Annotated in this window: 21 protein-coding genes and 1 tRNA gene; 11 read left to right on the top strand and 11 right to left on the bottom strand. The window is 34.0% G+C overall.

Features of this window, described 5'->3' with window-relative positions; genetic code table 11:
- Window positions 1-28: 28 nt before the first annotated feature.
- The 6 genes from rpmI (at window position 29) to C6368_RS08825 (ending at window position 4,745) form a co-directional block, all read left to right on the top strand.
- The gene (gene rpmI, locus C6368_RS08850; RefSeq protein WP_107038836.1) at window positions 29-226 is read left to right on the top strand and encodes a 50S ribosomal protein L35; all 198 of its coding nucleotides are present in this window, start codon (window positions 29-31) and stop codon (window positions 224-226) included.
- 102 nt (window positions 227-328) lie between these two features.
- Entirely contained in the window at window positions 329-676 is a 348-nt protein-coding gene (gene rplT, locus C6368_RS08845) for a 50S ribosomal protein L20 (RefSeq protein ID WP_107038835.1), read from the top strand.
- A 125-nt stretch (window positions 677-801) separates the two neighbouring features.
- Window positions 802-885, top strand: a tRNA-Leu gene (locus tag C6368_RS08840).
- A gap of 385 nt (window positions 886-1,270) precedes the next feature.
- The gene (locus tag C6368_RS08835) at window positions 1,271-2,977 is read left to right on the top strand and encodes a M23 family metallopeptidase (RefSeq protein WP_107038834.1); all 1,707 of its coding nucleotides are present in this window, start codon (window positions 1,271-1,273) and stop codon (window positions 2,975-2,977) included.
- Window positions 2,978-3,144: 167 nt separating this feature from the next.
- Window positions 3,145-3,801, top strand: coding sequence for a fructose-6-phosphate aldolase (gene fsa, locus C6368_RS08830; RefSeq protein WP_107038833.1), 657 nt, complete (start codon window positions 3,145-3,147; stop codon window positions 3,799-3,801).
- Between the two features lie 35 nt (window positions 3,802-3,836).
- Window positions 3,837-4,745, top strand: coding sequence for a glycosyltransferase family 2 protein (locus C6368_RS08825; protein WP_107038832.1), 909 nt, complete (start codon window positions 3,837-3,839; stop codon window positions 4,743-4,745).
- 56 nt (window positions 4,746-4,801) lie between these two features.
- Here the strand turns inward: C6368_RS08825 and C6368_RS08820 are convergent, their stop codons facing one another.
- Together C6368_RS08820 and C6368_RS08815 are read right to left on the bottom strand one after the other, a co-directional pair.
- Window positions 4,802-5,149 (bottom strand): hypothetical protein, encoded by a 348-nt coding sequence (locus C6368_RS08820; protein WP_107038831.1) that lies wholly within the window; start codon window positions 5,147-5,149, stop codon window positions 4,802-4,804.
- 488 nt (window positions 5,150-5,637) lie between these two features.
- The gene (locus tag C6368_RS08815; protein ID WP_107038830.1) at window positions 5,638-6,207 is read right to left on the bottom strand and encodes a hypothetical protein; all 570 of its coding nucleotides are present in this window, start codon (window positions 6,205-6,207) and stop codon (window positions 5,638-5,640) included.
- 225 nt (window positions 6,208-6,432) lie between these two features.
- On the opposite strand from C6368_RS08815, the gene C6368_RS08810 reads away from it, so the two are divergent.
- Window positions 6,433-6,678: a 4a-hydroxytetrahydrobiopterin dehydratase gene (locus C6368_RS08810; RefSeq protein ID WP_107038829.1), complete on the top strand. Its 246-nt coding sequence runs from the start codon at window positions 6,433-6,435 to the stop codon at window positions 6,676-6,678.
- A 63-nt stretch (window positions 6,679-6,741) separates the two neighbouring features.
- Window positions 6,742-7,224 (top strand): 5-(carboxyamino)imidazole ribonucleotide mutase, encoded by a 483-nt coding sequence (purE, locus tag C6368_RS08805; RefSeq protein ID WP_107038828.1) that lies wholly within the window; start codon window positions 6,742-6,744, stop codon window positions 7,222-7,224.
- 129 nt (window positions 7,225-7,353) lie between these two features.
- Here purE and nqrF read toward each other — a convergent pair whose 3' ends face one another.
- From nqrF to C6368_RS08775, 6 genes are read right to left on the bottom strand one after another with little or no spacing between them, the layout of a single operon-like run.
- Window positions 7,354-8,652: an NADH:ubiquinone reductase (Na(+)-transporting) subunit F gene (nqrF, locus tag C6368_RS08800; protein WP_107038827.1), complete on the bottom strand. Its 1,299-nt coding sequence runs from the start codon at window positions 8,650-8,652 to the stop codon at window positions 7,354-7,356.
- On the bottom strand, window positions 8,652-9,371 hold the full coding sequence (gene nqrE, locus C6368_RS08795; RefSeq protein ID WP_107038826.1) for an NADH:ubiquinone reductase (Na(+)-transporting) subunit E: 720 nt from the start codon (window positions 9,369-9,371) through the stop codon (window positions 8,652-8,654). The genes nqrF and nqrE overlap by 1 nt, the downstream gene beginning before the upstream one ends.
- A 21-nt stretch (window positions 9,372-9,392) precedes the next feature.
- Entirely contained in the window at window positions 9,393-10,082 is a 690-nt protein-coding gene (locus C6368_RS08790) for an NADH:ubiquinone reductase (Na(+)-transporting) subunit D (RefSeq protein ID WP_107038941.1), read from the bottom strand.
- A 4-nt stretch (window positions 10,083-10,086) separates the two neighbouring features.
- Window positions 10,087-10,806, bottom strand: a complete 720-nt coding sequence (gene nqrC, locus C6368_RS08785) for an NADH:ubiquinone reductase (Na(+)-transporting) subunit C (protein WP_107038825.1) — start codon at window positions 10,804-10,806, stop codon at window positions 10,087-10,089.
- A gap of 2 nt (window positions 10,807-10,808) precedes the next feature.
- A complete protein-coding gene (locus C6368_RS08780; protein ID WP_107038824.1) occupies window positions 10,809-12,086 on the bottom strand; it encodes an NADH:ubiquinone reductase (Na(+)-transporting) subunit B in 1,278 nt (425 codons plus the stop codon).
- A gap of 26 nt (window positions 12,087-12,112) precedes the next feature.
- Complete coding sequence (locus C6368_RS08775) at window positions 12,113-13,480, bottom strand: Na(+)-translocating NADH-quinone reductase subunit A (RefSeq protein WP_107038823.1); 1,368 nt, start codon at window positions 13,478-13,480, stop codon at window positions 12,113-12,115.
- A gap of 226 nt (window positions 13,481-13,706) precedes the next feature.
- Here C6368_RS08775 and apaG point away from each other — a divergent pair, with 226 nt between their 5' ends.
- Window positions 13,707-14,105, top strand: coding sequence for a Co2+/Mg2+ efflux protein ApaG (apaG, locus tag C6368_RS08770; protein ID WP_107038822.1), 399 nt, complete (start codon window positions 13,707-13,709; stop codon window positions 14,103-14,105).
- On the opposite strand, the gene msrB is transcribed toward apaG, so the two are convergent.
- Window positions 14,106-14,651: a peptide-methionine (R)-S-oxide reductase MsrB gene (gene msrB, locus C6368_RS08765; RefSeq protein WP_107038940.1), complete on the bottom strand. Its 546-nt coding sequence runs from the start codon at window positions 14,649-14,651 to the stop codon at window positions 14,106-14,108.
- An 85-nt stretch (window positions 14,652-14,736) separates the two neighbouring features.
- Between msrB and C6368_RS08760 the strand changes: the two genes are divergently transcribed.
- Window positions 14,737-15,921: an MFS transporter gene (locus C6368_RS08760; RefSeq protein ID WP_107038821.1), complete on the top strand. Its 1,185-nt coding sequence runs from the start codon at window positions 14,737-14,739 to the stop codon at window positions 15,919-15,921.
- A 151-nt stretch (window positions 15,922-16,072) separates the two neighbouring features.
- On the opposite strand, the gene C6368_RS08755 is transcribed toward C6368_RS08760, so the two are convergent.
- On the bottom strand, window positions 16,073-16,378 hold the full coding sequence (locus tag C6368_RS08755; protein ID WP_107038820.1) for a hypothetical protein: 306 nt from the start codon (window positions 16,376-16,378) through the stop codon (window positions 16,073-16,075).
- A 218-nt stretch (window positions 16,379-16,596) separates the two neighbouring features.
- Between C6368_RS08755 and C6368_RS08750 the strand changes: the two genes are divergently transcribed.
- Entirely contained in the window at window positions 16,597-17,598 is a 1,002-nt protein-coding gene (locus C6368_RS08750; RefSeq protein WP_107038819.1) for an NAD(P)H-dependent glycerol-3-phosphate dehydrogenase, read from the top strand.
- Between the two features lie 176 nt (window positions 17,599-17,774).
- Here C6368_RS08750 and groL read toward each other — a convergent pair whose 3' ends face one another.
- Window positions 17,775-19,415 (bottom strand): chaperonin GroEL, encoded by a 1,641-nt coding sequence (groL, locus tag C6368_RS08745; protein ID WP_107038818.1) that lies wholly within the window; start codon window positions 19,413-19,415, stop codon window positions 17,775-17,777.
- Between the last annotated feature and the right edge of the window lie 41 nt (window positions 19,416-19,456).

Here is a 19,456-nt window from a genome sequence, read left to right as displayed (position 1 = left end):
CTAGTGAGTAAATTTTAATATTGAGATTATGCCAAAAATGAAAACAAAATCCAGTGCAAAGAAGAGATTCAAAGTTACTGGTAGTGGATTGATTAAAAGAAAGCACGCTTTCAAAAGTCACATCCTTACTAAAAAAGGTAAAAAACAAAAGCGTAACTTAACGAAAACTGCATACGTAACTAAAGCGGATCAGCCAAACGTTAAGCAAATGCTTTGCATGAAGTAAAATTTTTCTGTCATGGTGACAGAGGTTAGTATTTAAACCCGGTAGTGAGTAACTAAGACTTCTGAAATATAGAAGCACTCTATTATCAAAAAACATTAGAATATGCCAAGATCAGTAAATCACGTAGCGGCTAGAGCAAGAAGAAAAAAAGTAATGAAACTTGCGAAAGGTTACTTCGGTAGAAGAAAAAACGTTTGGACAGTAGCGAAAAATGCTGTTGAAAAAGGATTAGTTTACGCTTATAGAGATCGTAAACAAAAGAAAAGAAAATTCCGTTCACTTTGGATTATGCGTATTAACGCAGCAGCTAGACAAAATGGAATGAGCTATTCTCAATTTATGGGACTATACAACAAAAGTACGCTTGAATTGAACAGAAAAGTTCTTGCAGACTTAGCAATGAATCATCCAGATGCATTCAAAGCTGTTGTAGATTCTGTAAAAAAATAAATTATTCATCACTCACTAGTAGAACCGAGCTTGTCTTTTGATAAGCTCGGTTTTTTTGTGCTTTATTTTTTAGTTTAACACCAAAAGAATACAATCAATTTTATATCTTTGTGCCACCAAATAATGCCCAGGTGCTGAAATTGGTAGACAGGCATGGTTGAGGGCCATGTGTCCATTAGGACGTGAGGGTTCGAGTCCCTCTCTGGGCACAAAAAAAGCGGAATGGAATCTAAGAATTCATTCCGCTTTTTAATTCATTCACTTTTTGTTTCTCATTATTCACCTCCACTCCTTTTCCTATCATTCTCCATATACCCCTCATTTCTTTCTTCATTTAAGTTTTAAAGACTGGTTAATGGGATTCTAATTAGGCATTTTTTTTTCGGAAAGAGAAGAGAGCGCTAGTCTGGCTTCGATTTGGATATTTATTTTGAATGATGAGATTTTAGTTTCATTTTTTTGAATAAATAAAAAGTTTATCCTATCAATGTAATATTTCTAAAACATAGAATTCAACATCACAATGTTCGATACTTTCCAACCCTTTAAAGTCAGTTAACCTTTGTGAAATTACTTAATTGTTATTTTTGTACTATGACAACATTTAGACATTTTATTCTGACTTTTTTTATCGCATTTACTGTGCACTTGAATGCCCAAGAAATCGATTACCCTAAATATGATTTACATCCTCCAATGGACATTCCAATGGTTTTAGCTGCAAATTTCGGAGAATTAAGAACCAATCATTTTCATACAGGAATTGATATTAAAACCAACCGCAGAACAGGATATAATATTCTAAGCGTTGAAGATGGATATGTTTCTAGAATCAAAGTTTCACCTTGGGGATATGGTCACGTTGTATACATCGATCATTACAACGGATTGACTTCGGTGTATGCACATTGCGAAGCGTTTGTTGGTGAATTAGCAAATTTAGCTTATCAGCAACAAGAAGATCAAGAAGGCTTCGAAGTTGATTATTATCCGGCGAAAGACTCTTTAAAAGTAAACAAAGGGCAAATTATTGCTAAATCTGGAAATACTGGAGGAAGTACAGCTCCGCATTTGCATTTTGAAATTCGAGAAACAATTACAGAACATGCATTAAATCCTTTGTTATTTGGGTTTGACATTGCAGATACACAAGAGCCTATAATTCGCGGATTAAAAGTTTATGCTTTGACGGAGGAAGGTTATAGAGTTCCAAATAAATCTAAGAGTTATTCTGTTTCTGGAAGTAATGGAAATTATAGCATTTCAGGAAATACAGTAAATGTAGATGCTTCGTATACTTCTCAAAAAGGAGGAATAGGGTTTTCGTTTGATGTAATTGACAAACTTGATGCTGCACCAAATGTGTGTGGTATTCACGAAGCATTCTTATTGGTTAATAAAGACACTGCATTTACTCAAAATATGGAGCGAATTTCGTTTTATTCAAATCGTCAAATCAACACTCATAAAGATTACGAAGAATACCATAATCGAAGACGCCACTATCAAAAAGCATATAAAACAACTCACAATCCTTTGCCGATTTACCGTACAATGAATAATAATGGAATGATTAATGCCAAGCCAGGAAGGATCTATCCTATAGACTATGTGGCTAAAGATGCTAATGGCAATAAAAGTACACTGTCATTTAACTTAGAAGTCGAAGAAGGAACTCAGCGCAAAGAACACAAACTTTATCCAAATCAGAAATTACTTTATCCAGATAGTGCTTTCTTGAGTTATGATAAGACTCATTATATTCTTTTTCCACCAGGGATACTATATGAGCCCACTCCTTTAAAATTGAAAGCTACAAAAAATTCAATTGAATTTGGAGATGATTTGATTCCACTTCAGGAAACTTTCAAATTGATGCTTCCAAGTTTTCCTAACGTAAAAAGCGAAAAACAATACATTCAGAGAGTTTCAAGATATGGCTCCAAATACAGCGAAGGTGGAACGGTAAAGGATGGTTGGATTACTGCTCGAATTAAAACTTTTGGTGTCTTTTCTGTAGAAATCGATACTATACCTCCTTCAATAAGTGAAAGGAACTTCACTAATCACGCCAATGTTGGAAATAAACAATTGTCTTGGCGCATTTCAGATAAAGAATCAGGATTGAAGGATTATGATATTTACATAAATAAGGAATGGTTCTTATTAGAATATGAACCTAAACAAGGTAAGTTCTACTTTAACCCACCGACTGATTTTAAAGGATCAAAAACTGTAACCATTAGAGCAATAGATGCATGTGGAAATAAAACTGTAAATGAGTATACTCTCACTTTTTAAAAAGCTAGAAAAATAGAAACAGATTGAATGGGCTTGGATTTTTAATTCGTAAAAATAAATTCAACATAAATATGAGTTTGTAAAAAAATATTATTTATTAACTCAAAACTAATCCTTGTTTTTAATCGTGTTAATAAAATCTGAGTATTTTAGTAAAAAGAAAGATTATGAAATTTTTTATAGATACAGCAAATTTAGCTGAAATTAAGGAAGCCAACGATTTAGGAATTTTAGATGGAGTAACCACAAATCCATCATTAATGGCAAAGGAAAATATCACAGGAAAAGAAGCAATTCTTAAACACTACCGAGACATTTGTCAAATCGTAAATGGACCTGTGAGCGCTGAAGTCATTGCTACGGACTTCAAGGGAATGATTCAAGAAGGTGAGAGATTGGCAGATTTACATCATAATATTGTTGTAAAAGTTCCAATGACACCAGAGGGTATCAAGGCGATTAAATATTTTTCTAATAATAAAATAAGAACGAATTGCACCTTAATATTTTCAGCAGGTCAAGCACTTTTAGCTGCAAAAGCTGGAGCAACCTATGTTTCTCCATTCGTTGGAAGATTAGATGATATTTCTGCTGATGGAATCGGATTGATTGCTCAAATTAAAAGAATTTACAGTAATTATGACTTCGAAACTCAAATTTTAGCCGCTTCTGTTCGCCATCCAATGCATATCATTGATTGTGCTGAAATTGGTGCAGACGTAATGACTGGACCTTTAAAAGCTATAATGCAATTAGCCCACCATCCTTTAACAGATAGTGGATTAGCTAAATTCTTAGCCGATTATGAAAAAGGAAACAAGTAATTTTTGTCATAATTATAGATAGTACAAGATAAATAATGCTTTCCATACTTATTCCCGTATATAATTTCGACTGTGTTGTTCTTGTAAAAGAGCTCCATTACCAATGTATGGAAGCAAAAATAAATTTTGAAATTCTAGTTTTAGACGATACCTCTACTCAATTCAAACCAGAGAATAGAATAATTAATGAATTAAAACATTGTTATTATATAGAGTCTACAATACATTTTGGTAGGGCAAAAATCAGAAATGAATTGGGCAAAAGAGCTAAATTTGAAAATCTGTTATTTATTGATTCAGATGCATTCGTTGACAATCCTAGTTTTATAAGGAATTATATTGAAAATAAAGATAAAGCAAATGTTATCATTGGGGGAATGAAATACAGTGACAAACCACCAAAAGAAAATGCACTACGATGGCATTATGGTTCACAACGTGAGTTTATTCCTGCTGTAACAAGAAACAAAACCCCTTATAGTTCTCTTATTAGCTTTAACATTATGTTGAAAGAATCAGTTTTCCTTGAATATCCATTTAACGAAGATTCAATTGATATTGAAAAAGGTGGTTATGGTCATGAAGACACATTATTAGGATTGGAACTAAAGAAAAATAATATCAGTGTGATTCACTTAGATAATCAACTCGTTCATGATTATCACGAAAGCAATGAGGGTTTTCTAAAGAATAGCTTAACAGCGGTTGAAAAGTATGTATACAACCCTCAATTTCAAAAAAGAGAGGTAGTTGCACAGATTAAAATTTTCAGAGTGTTCGAAAAAGTAAAAACTTATCGTTTGATTGGAGTTTTAAGTTATATCTATCAAAAATTTGGTAATCGAATTAAAGAAAGACTATTTAGACCCGATCCATCAATTCGAATGTTTGATATCTATAGATTGAGCTATTTATCATTTTATTATCAAACAAGAAGAAAGTAAAAATTATCAGTTTTGTCTGAACTGAACTGGTATTGACTTTTAACAAAGCCACAAGCTTATTCTCTTAGAATAATCATTTCACGATTGCTTAATTCAATCCAGCCTAAATCATATAACCATTTAAAAGTATCTCCCTCCCTACTCATATATTGATGCGTATAATAATTAAAATGAAAATTCTTCTTATCCATTTCGATCCTATCAATATGTAATTGATCTCTATCATTTCCAAGTAATTCTAGAATAATTGAACGATTTCGATGTAGAATCTTATCAATATCTAAGGCCGCATGAGCTGTCATTGACCTTAATTGGACGTGGTAATTATTCTTACATTTTATACTACAAAATATTTTATCGGTTCTTCCGACTACTCTTTTATTACATACTTTACAAATTCTCATATTTAGTTGATTTTAGGTGAATAAATTAATTTAGATTTCACAATCCTATATTAAGATAATGAAAAATATTCCTTCAATCAAAATAAATCAAAGAGAAAAAATTGAGATATCGAAATTATTCATAGTTGATAAAATCATTTGAAAACAGCAATAAACCTTAATATCAAAGAGAATAGTCGTTTGTAACGGTTAAGTAACGACTAGTTTTAAACATTTTTGAAAGAAAATATTAAATTAGTAAACAAGATACAAGCCAAAACCCTTGATATCAAAGAGCATAGCCGTTTATAACGGTTAAGTAACGTCTAATTATGAACAAAAAACTACAGAAGGATGATCCAAATTTAGATGCGTTCTAGTCTTGAATCCTCTAGATAACAGTCATAGCAACAAGATAGCCGTTTATAACGGTTAAGTAACGAATAAAATGAAACCTACATGATTTTATTAAAGCAGAAAATTTGTAGGCAATAAGAATATTATAAGCTCTACTCCCCTTTCTTTTTAGACTTTAAATATTTTTCAATACGCTTCGTCAAAATTTGAAACATCATTTTAGCGTCTTGGTCCTCCAATTTTCGACCAAAAGATATACGTTTAGTGAAAAATTCAAATTGAATTCTGTTTGAGCCTCTAACCCAAACCGAGTCATCATAGACTTTTTGAAAAGAATTTTCTTTTAAAGTAATCATTTCAAATTTCGAAATATTCTCAATGAAATATTGCTTTGTTTGACCATACGCTCCTATCGAACGTTTGATTCTAAGCGTAGTTTTATCAAGTTTTATATATTCTCGACCAAAAAATAAATACATCATAGATCTAAATACTCTTATAGCGAAATACAACCAAAATGTCATAAAAATAAATAACATCAAATACTCTTGATCACCATTTTCCTTTAGCATTTGTGCACCTACATATCCACCAATTAATAACCATAATAAAAACCAAGTTATCAATAGTCCCTTTTTACGACCTAATTTTGGTGGATATATAACAAAACTTATACTCTCCTTTTTGTCTAAAAAACTAATGCGTTCGCCAATCCATTTCATGTATGTAAAGTTAAATGTTCTTTTGATATTTTATGAAATCAAAGTGATATTCCTTAAAAATAAAATTAAAAATCAAACGAATCAATTTTATTGAATTTAAAAATATTCATTAAACCAAAAAAGTATAAAATAATAAACTCAGCTAAAATTTACTTTGAAAATCAATTATCATTCCCTACATTAATACCAATCTAAAAGAGGATTGTTATAACTTAAACTTACATTATGAATTGGAGCATTGAAAATAATAAATTAGAAAGGGATTTTATGTTTGAGGATTTCAAGGAAGCCTTAGAATTCGTAAACTTAGTTGGACATATAGCTGAAGAAATGGACCACCACCCAACAATATTACTCCACAGCTATAAAAAGGTGAATATCAAATTGACCACAAGCGAAGAAGGCAACACCGTTACTGAACTTGACCATAAAATGGCGAAAAAAATTGATGAAAGTTTAAAGCCCAACTAGAACCCACTTAAAATACATAGGGTTAACATTCTCAAAATACTTATCTTTACCGAAAAACAAAATATGGCAAAAGTTGGAATAATAATGGGAAGCAAATCGGACTTACCTATTATGCAAGAGGCTGCTGATATCCTTGACTATTTAGGTGTTTCTTATGAAATGGATATAGTATCTGCACATAGAACACCTGAAAAGATGTTTGAATATGGTAGAAATGCTCATACAAAAGGAATTAAAACAATTATAGCGGGTGCCGGAGGTGCCGCTCATTTACCTGGAATGACGGCTTCATTAACTCCTTTACCAGTAATTGGAGTTCCTATAAAGTCTCGAAACTCTATTGATGGATGGGATTCTGTGTTATCTATTCTACAAATGCCTGGAGGTATTCCAGTGGCTACTGTAGCGCTGGATGGAGCCAAAAATGCGGGTATACTAGCTGCCAAAATAGTAGCTGTTGGTGAACCTGAGTTGATGGAAAGATTAGTAGAATATATTGATGAGCTCAAACAAGCAGTTTTAAAGACTGCCGAAGAGTTAAAATAATAAAATACCATAGATTATTTATGAAAGGAGATACCGAATGGTGTCTCTTTTTTTGCTTACATAAATATATGTCAAAAAAAAAGCGTTTCTCTCGAAACGCTTTTAAAAGCTATATTACAAATTGAAATTTTATCCTCCAAAATCATCAAACGATACATTCTCTGGTGGGACACCCCAAGAATCACACATTGATAAAACCGCTTGGTTCATCATTGGTGGTCCACAGAAATAAAATTCAATATCTTCTGGTTCATCATGCTTCGTTAGATATTGATCAATAACTACTTGGTGAACGAATCCTACAAAACCATCACCCTCTTCATCATGAATATCTTTCTTCACCTTCCAGTTATCTTCTTCTAAAGGTTCTGATAAGACCATATAGAATTTAAAGTTAGGGAATTCTCTTTCCAATTCACGGAAGTGTTCAATATAGAATAACTCCGCTTTAGAACGACCTCCATACCAATATGTAACTTTACGGTCTGTTCTCATCGTTTTGAATAACTCATATAAGTGAGAACGCATTGGTGCCATTCCAGCTCCACCACCGATGTAAAGCATTTCAGCATCAGATTCTTCATTGATAAAGAATTCACCATAAGGCCCTGAAATAATCGCTGGATCACCTTGCTTAAGGTTGAAAATATAAGATGAAGCAATACCAGGATTAACCTTCATCCATCCTCCCGCTTTACGGTCAAATGGTGGCGTTGCAATACGTACGTTCAACATGATCTTTCTACCCTCAGCTGGATATGAAGCCATAGAATAAGCACGAACTGTATCCTCTGTATTCTTCATTTGAAGAGGCCAAAGTTTAAACTTGTCCCAATCTGCTTTAAACTTATCTGGCTGTCCAGGATGATCTTCAGGGTGAGCTGTAATATCCATTGTTTTGAAATCAACAACACAATTAGGAATACGGATTTGGATATACCCTCCCGCTTTATAATTCATGTCTTCCGGAATCTCAACAATAAACTCTTTAATGAATGTTGCAACGTTGTAGTTAGAAACTACTTTTGCTTCCCATTCCTTAATCCCAAGAATTTCATCATGAACTTCAATCTGCATGTTTTCTTTTACCTTAACCTGGCAGCTTAAACGATAATTCTCCTTAATCTCTTTTCTTGAAAAATGCGGCTCTTCTGTAGGTAAAATACTTCCTCCACCTTCATGAACTTGACAAATACATTGAATACATGTTCCACCACCACCACAAGCAGATGGCAAGAAAATTTGATTGTTTCCTAATGTACTTAATAATGTATCACCACCATTAACTTCTAACTCTTTATCTCCGTTTATAGTAATTGTTATTTTTCCAGCTGGAGACAGTTTTGCTTTAACAAAAAGCAACATCGAAACCAACAATAAAATTACTGCTAAGAAGAATACTACTGTTATTAAAATTGATAAACCCATTAGTTTTCTTGTTTTACGTTAATAATTTGAGAGGTTTCAACTGCACCTCCACTGATCGTGTTTGTATTTTCCGCTTCTTTCTTTTTTCCGTATTCAACTCCCATGAAACTCATAAAAGCAATACCCATTAATCCGGTCACGATAAAAGTAATACCTAAACCTCTTAAAGCTGGAGGAACGTTTGAATAACGAATTTTCTCACGTATTGCAGCTAAAGAAACAATTGCTATAAACCATCCTATACCCGAACCAAAAGCAAAAGAAGTTGCATCAAGAATTGTTGAGTATTGACGATCTTGCATAAATAATGCTCCACCTAAAATTGAACAATTTACAGCGATAAGCGGTAAGAAAATACCCAAAGCTCCATAAAGAGCAGGTGCAAATTTCTCTACCAACATTTCAACTAATTGAACAATTGAAGCTACAACGGCGATAAACATGATAAAAGATAAGAAACTTAAATCAATTGTTTTAGAGCCACTTACTCCATACTCAGGATTTAACCAAGATAAAGCTCCTTCTTTTAAAACGTAATTTTCTAATAAATAGTTCATTGGTACTGTAACCACTAAAACGAAAACAACTGCCAATCCAAGTCCTACTCCTGTTTTCACTGTTTTAGAAACAGCCAAATAAGAGCACATCCCTAAGAAATAGGCGAAAATCATATTTTCGGTAAAAATCGCCTTTACGAATATATCTAATGTACTTTCCATAATTATAATCTAAACTTCTTATTAATTTTCTTCAACTAATTCTTTGTTCATCGAACGCTGAACCCAAATAATTATTCCCACAACTATCAATGCCATTGGAGGTAAAATCATCATGTTATTGTTCACATACCCTAAAGCATACAATCCACTTTCTTCACCTGGTAAGTTGTTTCCAAAAATGGAAGCTCCCCAAATTTTACCTGAACCTAAAACTTCACGAACTAATGCAACAAGTACAAGAATCCAAGCATATCCAATTGCATTTCCAATCGCATCCAAAATAGAAGGGAAAGGTTTATTTGCCATTGCGAATGCCTCAAAACGCCCCATAATAATACAGTTGGTTATAATCAAACCAACGAATACTGATAGTTTTTCTGAAACATCAGGAACGAAAGCTTGAAGCGACTCATTTACAATAATTACCAAAGAGGCAACAATTACCAATTGAACGATAATTCTTACACGTGATGGAATTAAGTTTCTTAGTAATGAAACAATTAAGTTTCCAAATACCATTACAAAGATTACAGAAATAGACATCCAGAATGCTTGTTCAACCTGAACTGTAATTGCTAGAGCAGAACAAATACCTAGTACCTGAATTGTAATTGGATTGTTATCCGCCAAAGGATCTGTAATCAAACGTTTGTTCTTTTTTGAGAACAATGGCTCGCTTGGCGCTTTTAATTTTTCTTCAGTCTTACTCATAACACTATTTATTTTTACTGAAATATTTATAATAAACTTCCATGGTCTCATTTACCATTTTCTCAACACCTTTCGAGGTTATTGTCCCTCCCGTGATACCGTCAACCTTTTGATCTTCGAAACCTGAACCGTTTTGAACAACTTTAATTTCGGTGAAACTACCATTGTTAGCTATTTTCTCACCATTGTAACGGTTCTCAAAGAAACTTTGAGAAATTTCAGCTCCTAATCCAGGAGTTTCTCCTTTGTGGTCAAATGAAGTTCCTACAATAGTTTCAAAATCATCAGCCAAAGCAATGAATCCCCAAATTGGTCCCCAAAGTCCTTTTCCAACCACCGGTAAAACATAAAGTATTTCACCTTCCTTTTCGGCTTCAAAAATTGGATAAAGTCTATCCTCTAACTTAATTGTTTTATCTCTAAATTGCTTTTGAACATCTAAGCTAAAAGCTTGTTTCTCTTCTGGTAAGTTTTCTTGTAAAACTCCATTGTGAGAAATAACATAGCTATCGTTTACGAATTGTTCGTACTTATCACTTCCATCCTTACGTGTTGATTCAACACCTAAAGCAGAAAGAATATTCATTTTTTTCTTTACTTCTACATTTGCTTTCTTCAATGGACCTAACCCTATTGAAAGGGAAGAAAGAATGACTCCTACAACTATTACTAATATAATTGAGAAGGCAAATGTATAACCGTTTGCATCTTTATTAACTTTCATATCTAAGCTGTTTTAAATCGTTTTTTACGTCTAGAAATATTTGCTTGAACCACATAATGGTCAATTAATGGAGCCATAATATTCATAAACAAAATAGCTAGCATTACTCCCTCAGGATAAGCAGGGTTTAGAACACGGATTAAAACTGCTAATCCACCCCCTAAGAATCCATACCATAATTTACCGTATTGAGTTTGAGAAGCTGTAACCGGATCTGTCGCCATAAAGACCGCACCAAAAGCAAACCCTCCTATAATTAGATGATAGTATGCTGGCATATCCATATAAGCATTTGCTCCCATTAAGTTCATCAATAAACCAAATACAAATCCTCCTGCAAAGAAAGAAAGGATAATTCTCCATGAAGCAACTCCTGTATACAATAGTAAAAGAGCTCCCAATCCAATAGCAATCATAGAAGTTTCACCAACCGAACCAGGAATCATTCCAATAATAGCGTGCAATGGATCATAAGCACCTTCAAATTTTTGTAGTAATTCTGCACTTGATGCACTAGCAGATAATGTTTCTCCAGCAACCACAGGAGAATCTCCAACAAAGGATGCAATATCTCCTAAAGCTGTCGCTCCAGAAGCTCCATCAGGAAGTGTCCCGCCATTTTCTGCAATTACATCAGTTGTACCTGATTTCCATACTTTATCTCCTGACATCGCTGTAGGATAAGCAAAGAATAAAAATGCACGTGCTGTAAGAGCGATATTTACGATGTTCATTCCTGTTCCTCCAAAAACTTCTTTACCAATTACAACTGCAAATGCTGTTGCAACACCAACCATCCACAATGGAACGTCAGCTGGCATAATTAATGGAATTAACATTCCTGAAACCAAGAATCCTTCATGAAGACCGTGCCCTCGAACAAATCCAAAGATAAATTCTATGGCTAAACCGACCCCATATGAAACGATTACTAATGGTAGAACTTGCAATACTCCATACAGTACTTTATCTCCAAAACCTGTTAAATAGTCGCTATACGCTCCATATTGTTCAGGATTAAGGTAAGATTGTAATTCATAGTGCCAGTGCCCGGTATTATAAATACCAAACAATAATGCTGGAATCATAGCTAAAACAACCATAAACATGGTACGTTTTAAATCAACTCCGTCACGGATATGTGCCCCTCTCTTTGTAACGTGCTTTGGCGTAAACAAAAAAGTTGAGAGTGTTTCATAAAGCGGGTACATTTTCTCCCACTTTCCACCCTTCTCAAACTTTGGGTCAAGATTTTGAATGATTTTTTTTAATGCTTTCAATTTCCTAAAATTTATAATTTAACATGTTACATGCATTCTTCTTCGATTACATCTAAACCCTCACGGATCTTTTCCTGAATAGCTATTTTAGATGTACATACATATTCACATAATGCAAAGTCCTCAGGAGCGATTTCATAAATCCCTAATTGTTCCATTGCATCAATATCATTTACCATAATTGCCTTGATTAATTGCATTGGTAAAATATCAAAAGGCAATACCTTTTCCATTTCTCCAGTTACAACAAAACCACGTACTTCACCATTCAAATTGGTGTCTAAACGTTGTTTCTTATTTGGCATTAACCAAGTTGGATACAATCTATGGCTAGAATATTTATCGAAACCAGGTGCTAACCATCCTTCAGTCAGGAAGAACTTATAATCATCTCCTTCTGGAAGAACAGTAATATGTGCGTCATAAAATCCTAAAAAACCTTCTTGCCCAATCGCCTCACCAGTCAAAGCGTTACCGCTCACTACACGAACATTATTATTTGTTAAACTACTATCAATAATAGAATCTACTCTAGCACCAATAATTGTTTTATAATATTTCCTTGCACTTTCTTCAACCTCTGAACCTGTCAAAGCAACAATTCGTGAAGCGTCAAATTGACCTTCAGCGAAAAACTTACCTATGGTAACAACATCTTGAGGATTTAAAGTAAATACAAATTCCCCTTTATCAATTGGATCAAAGTGATGAATCTGTGTACCTACATTTCCAGCTGGATGTTTACCAACAATCTTGTTGATTTCAACGTTCTTCGCATTCTTGAAACACTCATCTGGTGAACCTTTACCATTTAAAGTAATATTCACTTTACCATCAGTCAATTTCGCTAAAGCATTTAAACCATGCTGAAAAAATTGATCCTGACCATGAAGAATAAAATCATAATCTGGAGCTAATGGAGATGAATCAAATGCAGAAATAAATATTGATTTCGGAGTCACTGAAGGATCAGCGATCTTATCCAATGGACGTTGTTTCACAAAAGGCCATAATCCGTTTGCCAACATTGTTGACTTCACCTCTTCTCGAGAAATCGAGGAAGGATCTACTGGATTTAACTGAATTGCTTCGTCTGTTGCCGCAACCAAAATTCGTATTTCTAAAATACGCCTTTTTTCCCCTCTCAATATTTCAGAGATAGTCCCAGTTACAGGAGACACAAACTTTACATCCTTGTTATATTTATCGTAAAACACAACTTCCCCGCGTTTTACCTTTTCCCCTTCTTTTAATACGACTTTCGGAACTAATCCATGAAAATCAGAAGGCTTTAATGCGACCATGGTTGGCATTTTAGCCGTCACCGTAACTTGGTCGGCTTCACCGAGCAACTTGATATCAAGTCCTTTCTTAAGTCTAACCGTCTTTGACATGTTTATACAGACATTTTATTTAGAGCACAAAAATATGAATTTGTTCGAATTTAGGGGTAGTAAAAGTTGCTTTACGATGATCTACTAACAATTTAGAATGAATCTAAATAATAATTTCCATTGATATCCGTTATATACTATAATATTTTTAGTACTTTTCTAATGTAGAATTATATTTATAAAAAATATTTAAGAATATTCTGACTTTTTAATATATATCAAAATCATGAATGTTGCCATCACAAAAGGAATCAAAATTACGGTAAATGCACTATTCCGATCAGATTTAACACAATTAGATAAAAATCTATACTTTTTTAATTACTCCATAAAAATTGAAAATTTGAGTCACAATAGAGTTCAATTAATTTCAAGACATTGGAAAATTATGGACTCACTTGCCCCAACTAGAATTGTAGAAGGTCAAGGAGTGATTGGAGAACAACCAACATTAGAACCTGGTGAAACTCATATTTACACATCGGGTTGCGATTTATCATCCGGAATTGGATTCATGGAAGGATATTACAATTTTGTTACCATTAACGATCAAGGTGAGCAAACAAGTACTTTTAAAGTAAATGTTCCTCGCTTTATCTTAGAATATAACGGAAAATTAAACTAACTACTTTTTCTCGAAATTGAGTGCTGCAGAGTTTAAACAATATCTTAAGCCAGTAGGTTGAGGTCCATCTTCAAACACATGTCCCAAATGACCGTCACATCTTGTACAAACAACTTCTACCCTGTTCCATCCATTCGAATTATCAGCAACTTCTGTCACTACTTTATCATTCAATGGAATATAAAAACTTGGCCAACCTGTTCCTGATTTAAACTTTGTTGATGAACTAAACAATGGTAAGTTACAACCTATGCAGTGGTAAATTCCTTCTTGTTTATTGTCCCAATACTTCCCGGTAAAAGCACGTTCAGTTCCAGCCTGTCTGCTTACATAGTACTGCTCATCTGATAACTGACGCTTCCATTCCGCATCTGTCTTCGTTATTTTCTTTATCGTATCTTCCAAATCAAGGTCAGAATTCTCTATAGAAGAGTTGGAAATTTCTGATAGCTGAACCTCGTTATTACCTTCGTCCTTTAAATGCGTACAAGACAACAACGAAAAAGCTAAAAATAGTATTGTGATATTTTGCAAAATATAATTCATTGAGTTTTTCATGTTAATGTAACAATTTTGAAGTACAAAATGTTCAAGTAAGATTGGTTTAACTAATTTTACATTTTTGAACTTTATGACTTACAGCAGGAATTTTTGGGCCTTGTCTTTGGGAATGTTTTTCTTTATGGTTTCATTCAACCTTATTATCCCCGAACTCAATGAATTCATAACTTTATTAGGTGGTGAAGCCTTCAAAGGTTTGATTATAGGACTTTTCACGCTAACAGCAGCGATTTCAAGACCTTTTTCTGGAAAAATGGCAGACATTGTAGGAAGAAAAAGCACGATGTATGTGGGTACAGTCGTGAGTATCATTATTACCCTAATTTATCCTTTAAGTGGTACAATTACATTTTTTCTAACATTAAGGTTTTTTCATGGATTCTCAACAGGATTTCTTCCGACCGGTGCAACTGCTCTAGTAACTGATATTCTACCTCCTGAAAAACGCGGTCAAGGGATGGGTGTTTTTGGAACAGGAATAGCCTTAGGTTTAGTTGTAGGTCAAGGCCTCGGAACTCCAATTGCCAATACCTTTTCGCTCAATGGTTTATTTATAATTTCTAGTTTAACAGCAGTCATCTCCTTACTTTTAATCCATTCAGTTAAAGAAACTTTACCCACCCCCCAACCAATTAAATTCAGTATTTTTAAAATTAATATTGGAGATGTTTTCGAAAAAAATGTGCTACCAGCAGCAATGGTTATGTTCCTTACAACAATATGTACAGGTTTAATTTTAGTACTCACTCCTGACAAATCAGTATATTTAGGAATCGAAAATAAGGGCTGGTATTATGTTTTCTATGTCGTTTCAACTATCGCTGTGCGGCTATTCGCAGGAAAACTTTCTGATATTATAGGAAGACGTCAGGCATTAATAATGGGAGTTTCGATCTTAATTATTGCCATGTTAATGACAGGTTTTGCTGAAACAGCATTTTGGTATACCTCAGCATCATTCATTTTCGGAATAGCTACTGGAATTAGCTCACCTACACTATTTGCTTGGATGGCTGATTTGTCTCCGACTCATAGAAGAGGTGTTGGATCGGGAACCTTATTTATAGCGCTGGAATTTGGAATTTTATTTGGGGCAGCCAGCACATTATCCATCTATAATAACACCCCTGAAAGTTTAAACTTTGCATTTACTTTTGGGGCATACGTTGCAGGATTAGCATTAATATACCTTATACTTCATTTATTATTCAGCAGAACAAATGTGAATTATAAAAAAACCGTTAAAGAGATTTGAAAATTTGATAAATCAATTCTCAATTTCTAAACAAAACGAGAAAAGACGACATAAAGTCGTCTTTTAAAATTAAATTATATTTTTTGGTCAATCTATGCTATTCGCAATATTCATCAACCAATTATTATTTTAATATTTCGATATAAAGTTCTTATTCAAACTCTTCATCGATATCATCCTCCTCGTACTCCTCTTTAACTTCCTCTTTCAAGAAACCTTCATCATCGTAATCGTCATCATCCTCAATAATTTCTTGAGCTTGGCTTATCGTCATCCTAATTAAATAGTAATAATCTTCCGTTTCAAATGGAAGTGCACTTACAGTGTGCCCATCTTTATTTTTAAACTTTATAAGATTATCCTCAAAACCCTCCGGATAATTTAATTTGATTTGCTGTTTTACCAACTTATCTAACTTAGCATAATCTTTAACAACTCTTGGCTTATTACTACTCATAATCTTCAATTTGACAGTTTTAAAATAACGATGTAAAAGTATTAAAATAGTACAACCACCAAACTTTAAAAGGAAATTTTTACAAAAATAAATCTAAAAAAAAATTGGGTTAAATGGAAAATAATTTTAAAATCCAGCCTCATCTAAATTAATTTATGAAGATTAATCCTTAAAAACATTAGCAATTAAGAAGAATATGTATTTTTGTAAGAAGTACTATGGATAAATCAGAACAAATAATAGGTGTTATTGGTGGCGGAAGCTGGGCAACTGCATTGATAAAAATACTTACTGAGAATGTATCGAAAGTAAATTGGTGGATGAGAAATGAAGACGCTGTCGAGAACATTCTAAAATACCGACGTAATCTTAAATACCTACAATCAGTTGAATTAAAAACCGATAAAATCATTGTAAGCACTGACTTGCAAGAGGTCATTGCTGCTTCTGACATCATTATTATCGCTACTCCATCTGCTTTTCTCTCTTCTATTTTTAATGATTTTCCAATTGACTTGTTTGAAGGGAAAACAGTTTTTTCTGCAGTCAAAGGAATTATTCCAGAATATCATGCAATTCCGGCACGTTTTATTCATAAAACATTCGGTACAGCTTATGATCAAATAGGTATAATATGTGGTCCTTGTCACGCTGAAGAAGTGGCACTTGAAAGACTATCTTATCTCACCATTGTATGTCAAGACGAAGATATCGCGGATAATATGGCTGAAAGACTGAGAACTAGATACATCAAAACAACCACTTCGGATGATTTATTTGGAACAGAACTTTCGGCAATTCTTAAGAATGTTTATGCAATTGCTTCGGGAATTTGTGCAGGCTTAGGCTACGGAGATAATTTCCAAGCAGTTCTCATCTCAAACGCAATTCAAGAAATTGAAAACTTTATTGACGAAGTAAGCCCAATTCATAGAGATGTAAAAAGTAGCGCATACCTAGGTGATTTACTTGTAACTGCTTATTCCAAATTCTCAAGAAACAGAACTTTTGGTTTTATGATTGGGAAAGGTTATTCAGTGAAAATTGCCCAAATGGAAATGGACATGATTGCTGAAGGTTACTACGCTGTGAAATCTGTAATGGAAATCAATAAAAAGTTCAATGTTGAAATGCCAATCGTTGAAGCGGTCAACAACATTATTTATGAACGTATCTCCCCTGTCATCGAAATGAAAATCTTAACGGATCGATTGTCTTAAAAATAATTTATTTTTCTTTTTTTTCGCTTTTAAACAATTAAAGCCATGGATGAGGACTAATGCATTTTGCCACTAACAGCTCAATTCACAGACGGTTTGAAACCGCCCATAAAACCATAAAAAAAAGGCGACCCCAACAAATTGAGACCGCCCTTCAAAACATATTCTTTCTTTGATTACATCATACCTGGCATTCCACCTGGCATTCCGCCGCCCATTGCTCCACCATTACTTTCGTCTTCTGGTTCGTCAACAATCACACACTCCGTTGTCAACAACATAGATGCGATAGATGCAGCGTTTTCAATTGCAATACGTGTAACTTTCGTTGGATCTAATACTCCAGCAGCAAGTAAATTTTCGTAATTTTCAGTTCTAGCATTATAACCAAAATCATCTTTTCCTTCAAGAACTTTTTGAACGATTACTGCTCCTTCATTTCCTGCGTTTTTAACAATTTGACGTAATGGCTCTTCAACCGCTCTTCTTACGATTTCAATACCTGTAGTTTCGTCTTCATTCTCTCCCTTTAGATCAACTAAACCAACTAAAGTTCTTAACAAAGCGACTCCACCACCAGGAACAACACCTTCTTCAACCGCTGCACGAGTTGCTGCAAGAGCATCCTCAACACGGTCTTTCTTTTCTTTCATTTCAACTTCCGAAGAAGCTCCAACGTAAAGAACTGCAACTCCACCAGCTAATTTAGCCAAACGTTCTTGCATTTTCTCTTTGTCATAATCAGAAGTAGATGTTTCCATCTGAGCTCTTATTTGAGCTACTCGTCCATCAATCGCCTCTTTGTTACCAGAACCATTAACGATAGTTGTATTGTCTTTGTCAATTTCAACCTTTTCAGCTGTCCCTAACATGTCTAATGTAGCAGTTTCAAGTGACAATCCTTTCTCTTCTGAAATTACTTGTCCACCAGTAAGAATTGCAAGGTCTTCTAACATTGATTTTCTACGGTCTCCAAATCCTGGAGCTTTTACAGCTGCAACTTTTAAAGAACCTCTAATTCTATTTACAACAAGCGTAGTTAAGGCTTCACCATCGATATCTTCAGCGATAATCAATAATGGTCTTCCAGACTGAGCCGCTGGCTCTAAAACAGGAAGCAATTCTTTCATGCTTGTAATTTTCTTGTCACAAATCAAAATGTATGGATTCTCTAAATCCGCAATCATTTTTTCAGTGTTGGTCACGAAATACGGTGATAAGTAACCTCTGTCGAATTGCATTCCTTCAACAGTTTTCACCTCAGTTTCGATTCCTTTTGCTTCTTCCACAGTAATTACTCCATCGTTTCCAACAACTTTCATTGCTTCAGCGATAAGTGTTCCAATTGTTTCGTCGTTATTTGCAGAAATAGAAGCTATTTGCTTAATTTTATCATTGTCCGAACCAACTTCTTTAGAAAGTTTTTTCAACTCTTGAACGATAACTTTTACAGCTTTGTCTATACCTCTTTTCAAATCCATTGGATTTGCACCAGCAGTAACATTTTTCAATCCTGCTGTAATTATTGCTTGTGCCAAAACAGTTGCTGTAGTTGTTCCATCTCCTGCGATATCAGCAGTTCTTGAAGCTACTTCTTTTACCATTTGAGCTCCCATATTTTCTACAGGATCTTTCAACTCGATTTCTTTTGCTACAGAAACACCATCTTTTGTGATGTGTGGAGAACCAAATTTCTTCCCGATAACCACGTTACGTCCTTTTGGTCCTAATGTAACTTTTACTGCATTAGCCAAGGCATCAACACCATTTTTTAGTTTTTCTCTTGCCTTTTCGTCGAATAATATCTCTTTTGCCATTTTGAATTTAATTTTTTTAATAAAATTGTTTTAAATAAGAA

This window comes from Brumimicrobium mesophilum (assembly GCF_003025005.1).
GTDB classification, from domain to species: Bacteria; Bacteroidota; Bacteroidia; order Flavobacteriales_D; family Crocinitomicaceae; genus Brumimicrobium; species Brumimicrobium mesophilum.
The sequence above is the reverse complement of the archived record's forward strand: the minus strand, read 5'-3'. Positions and strand labels throughout refer to the sequence as shown.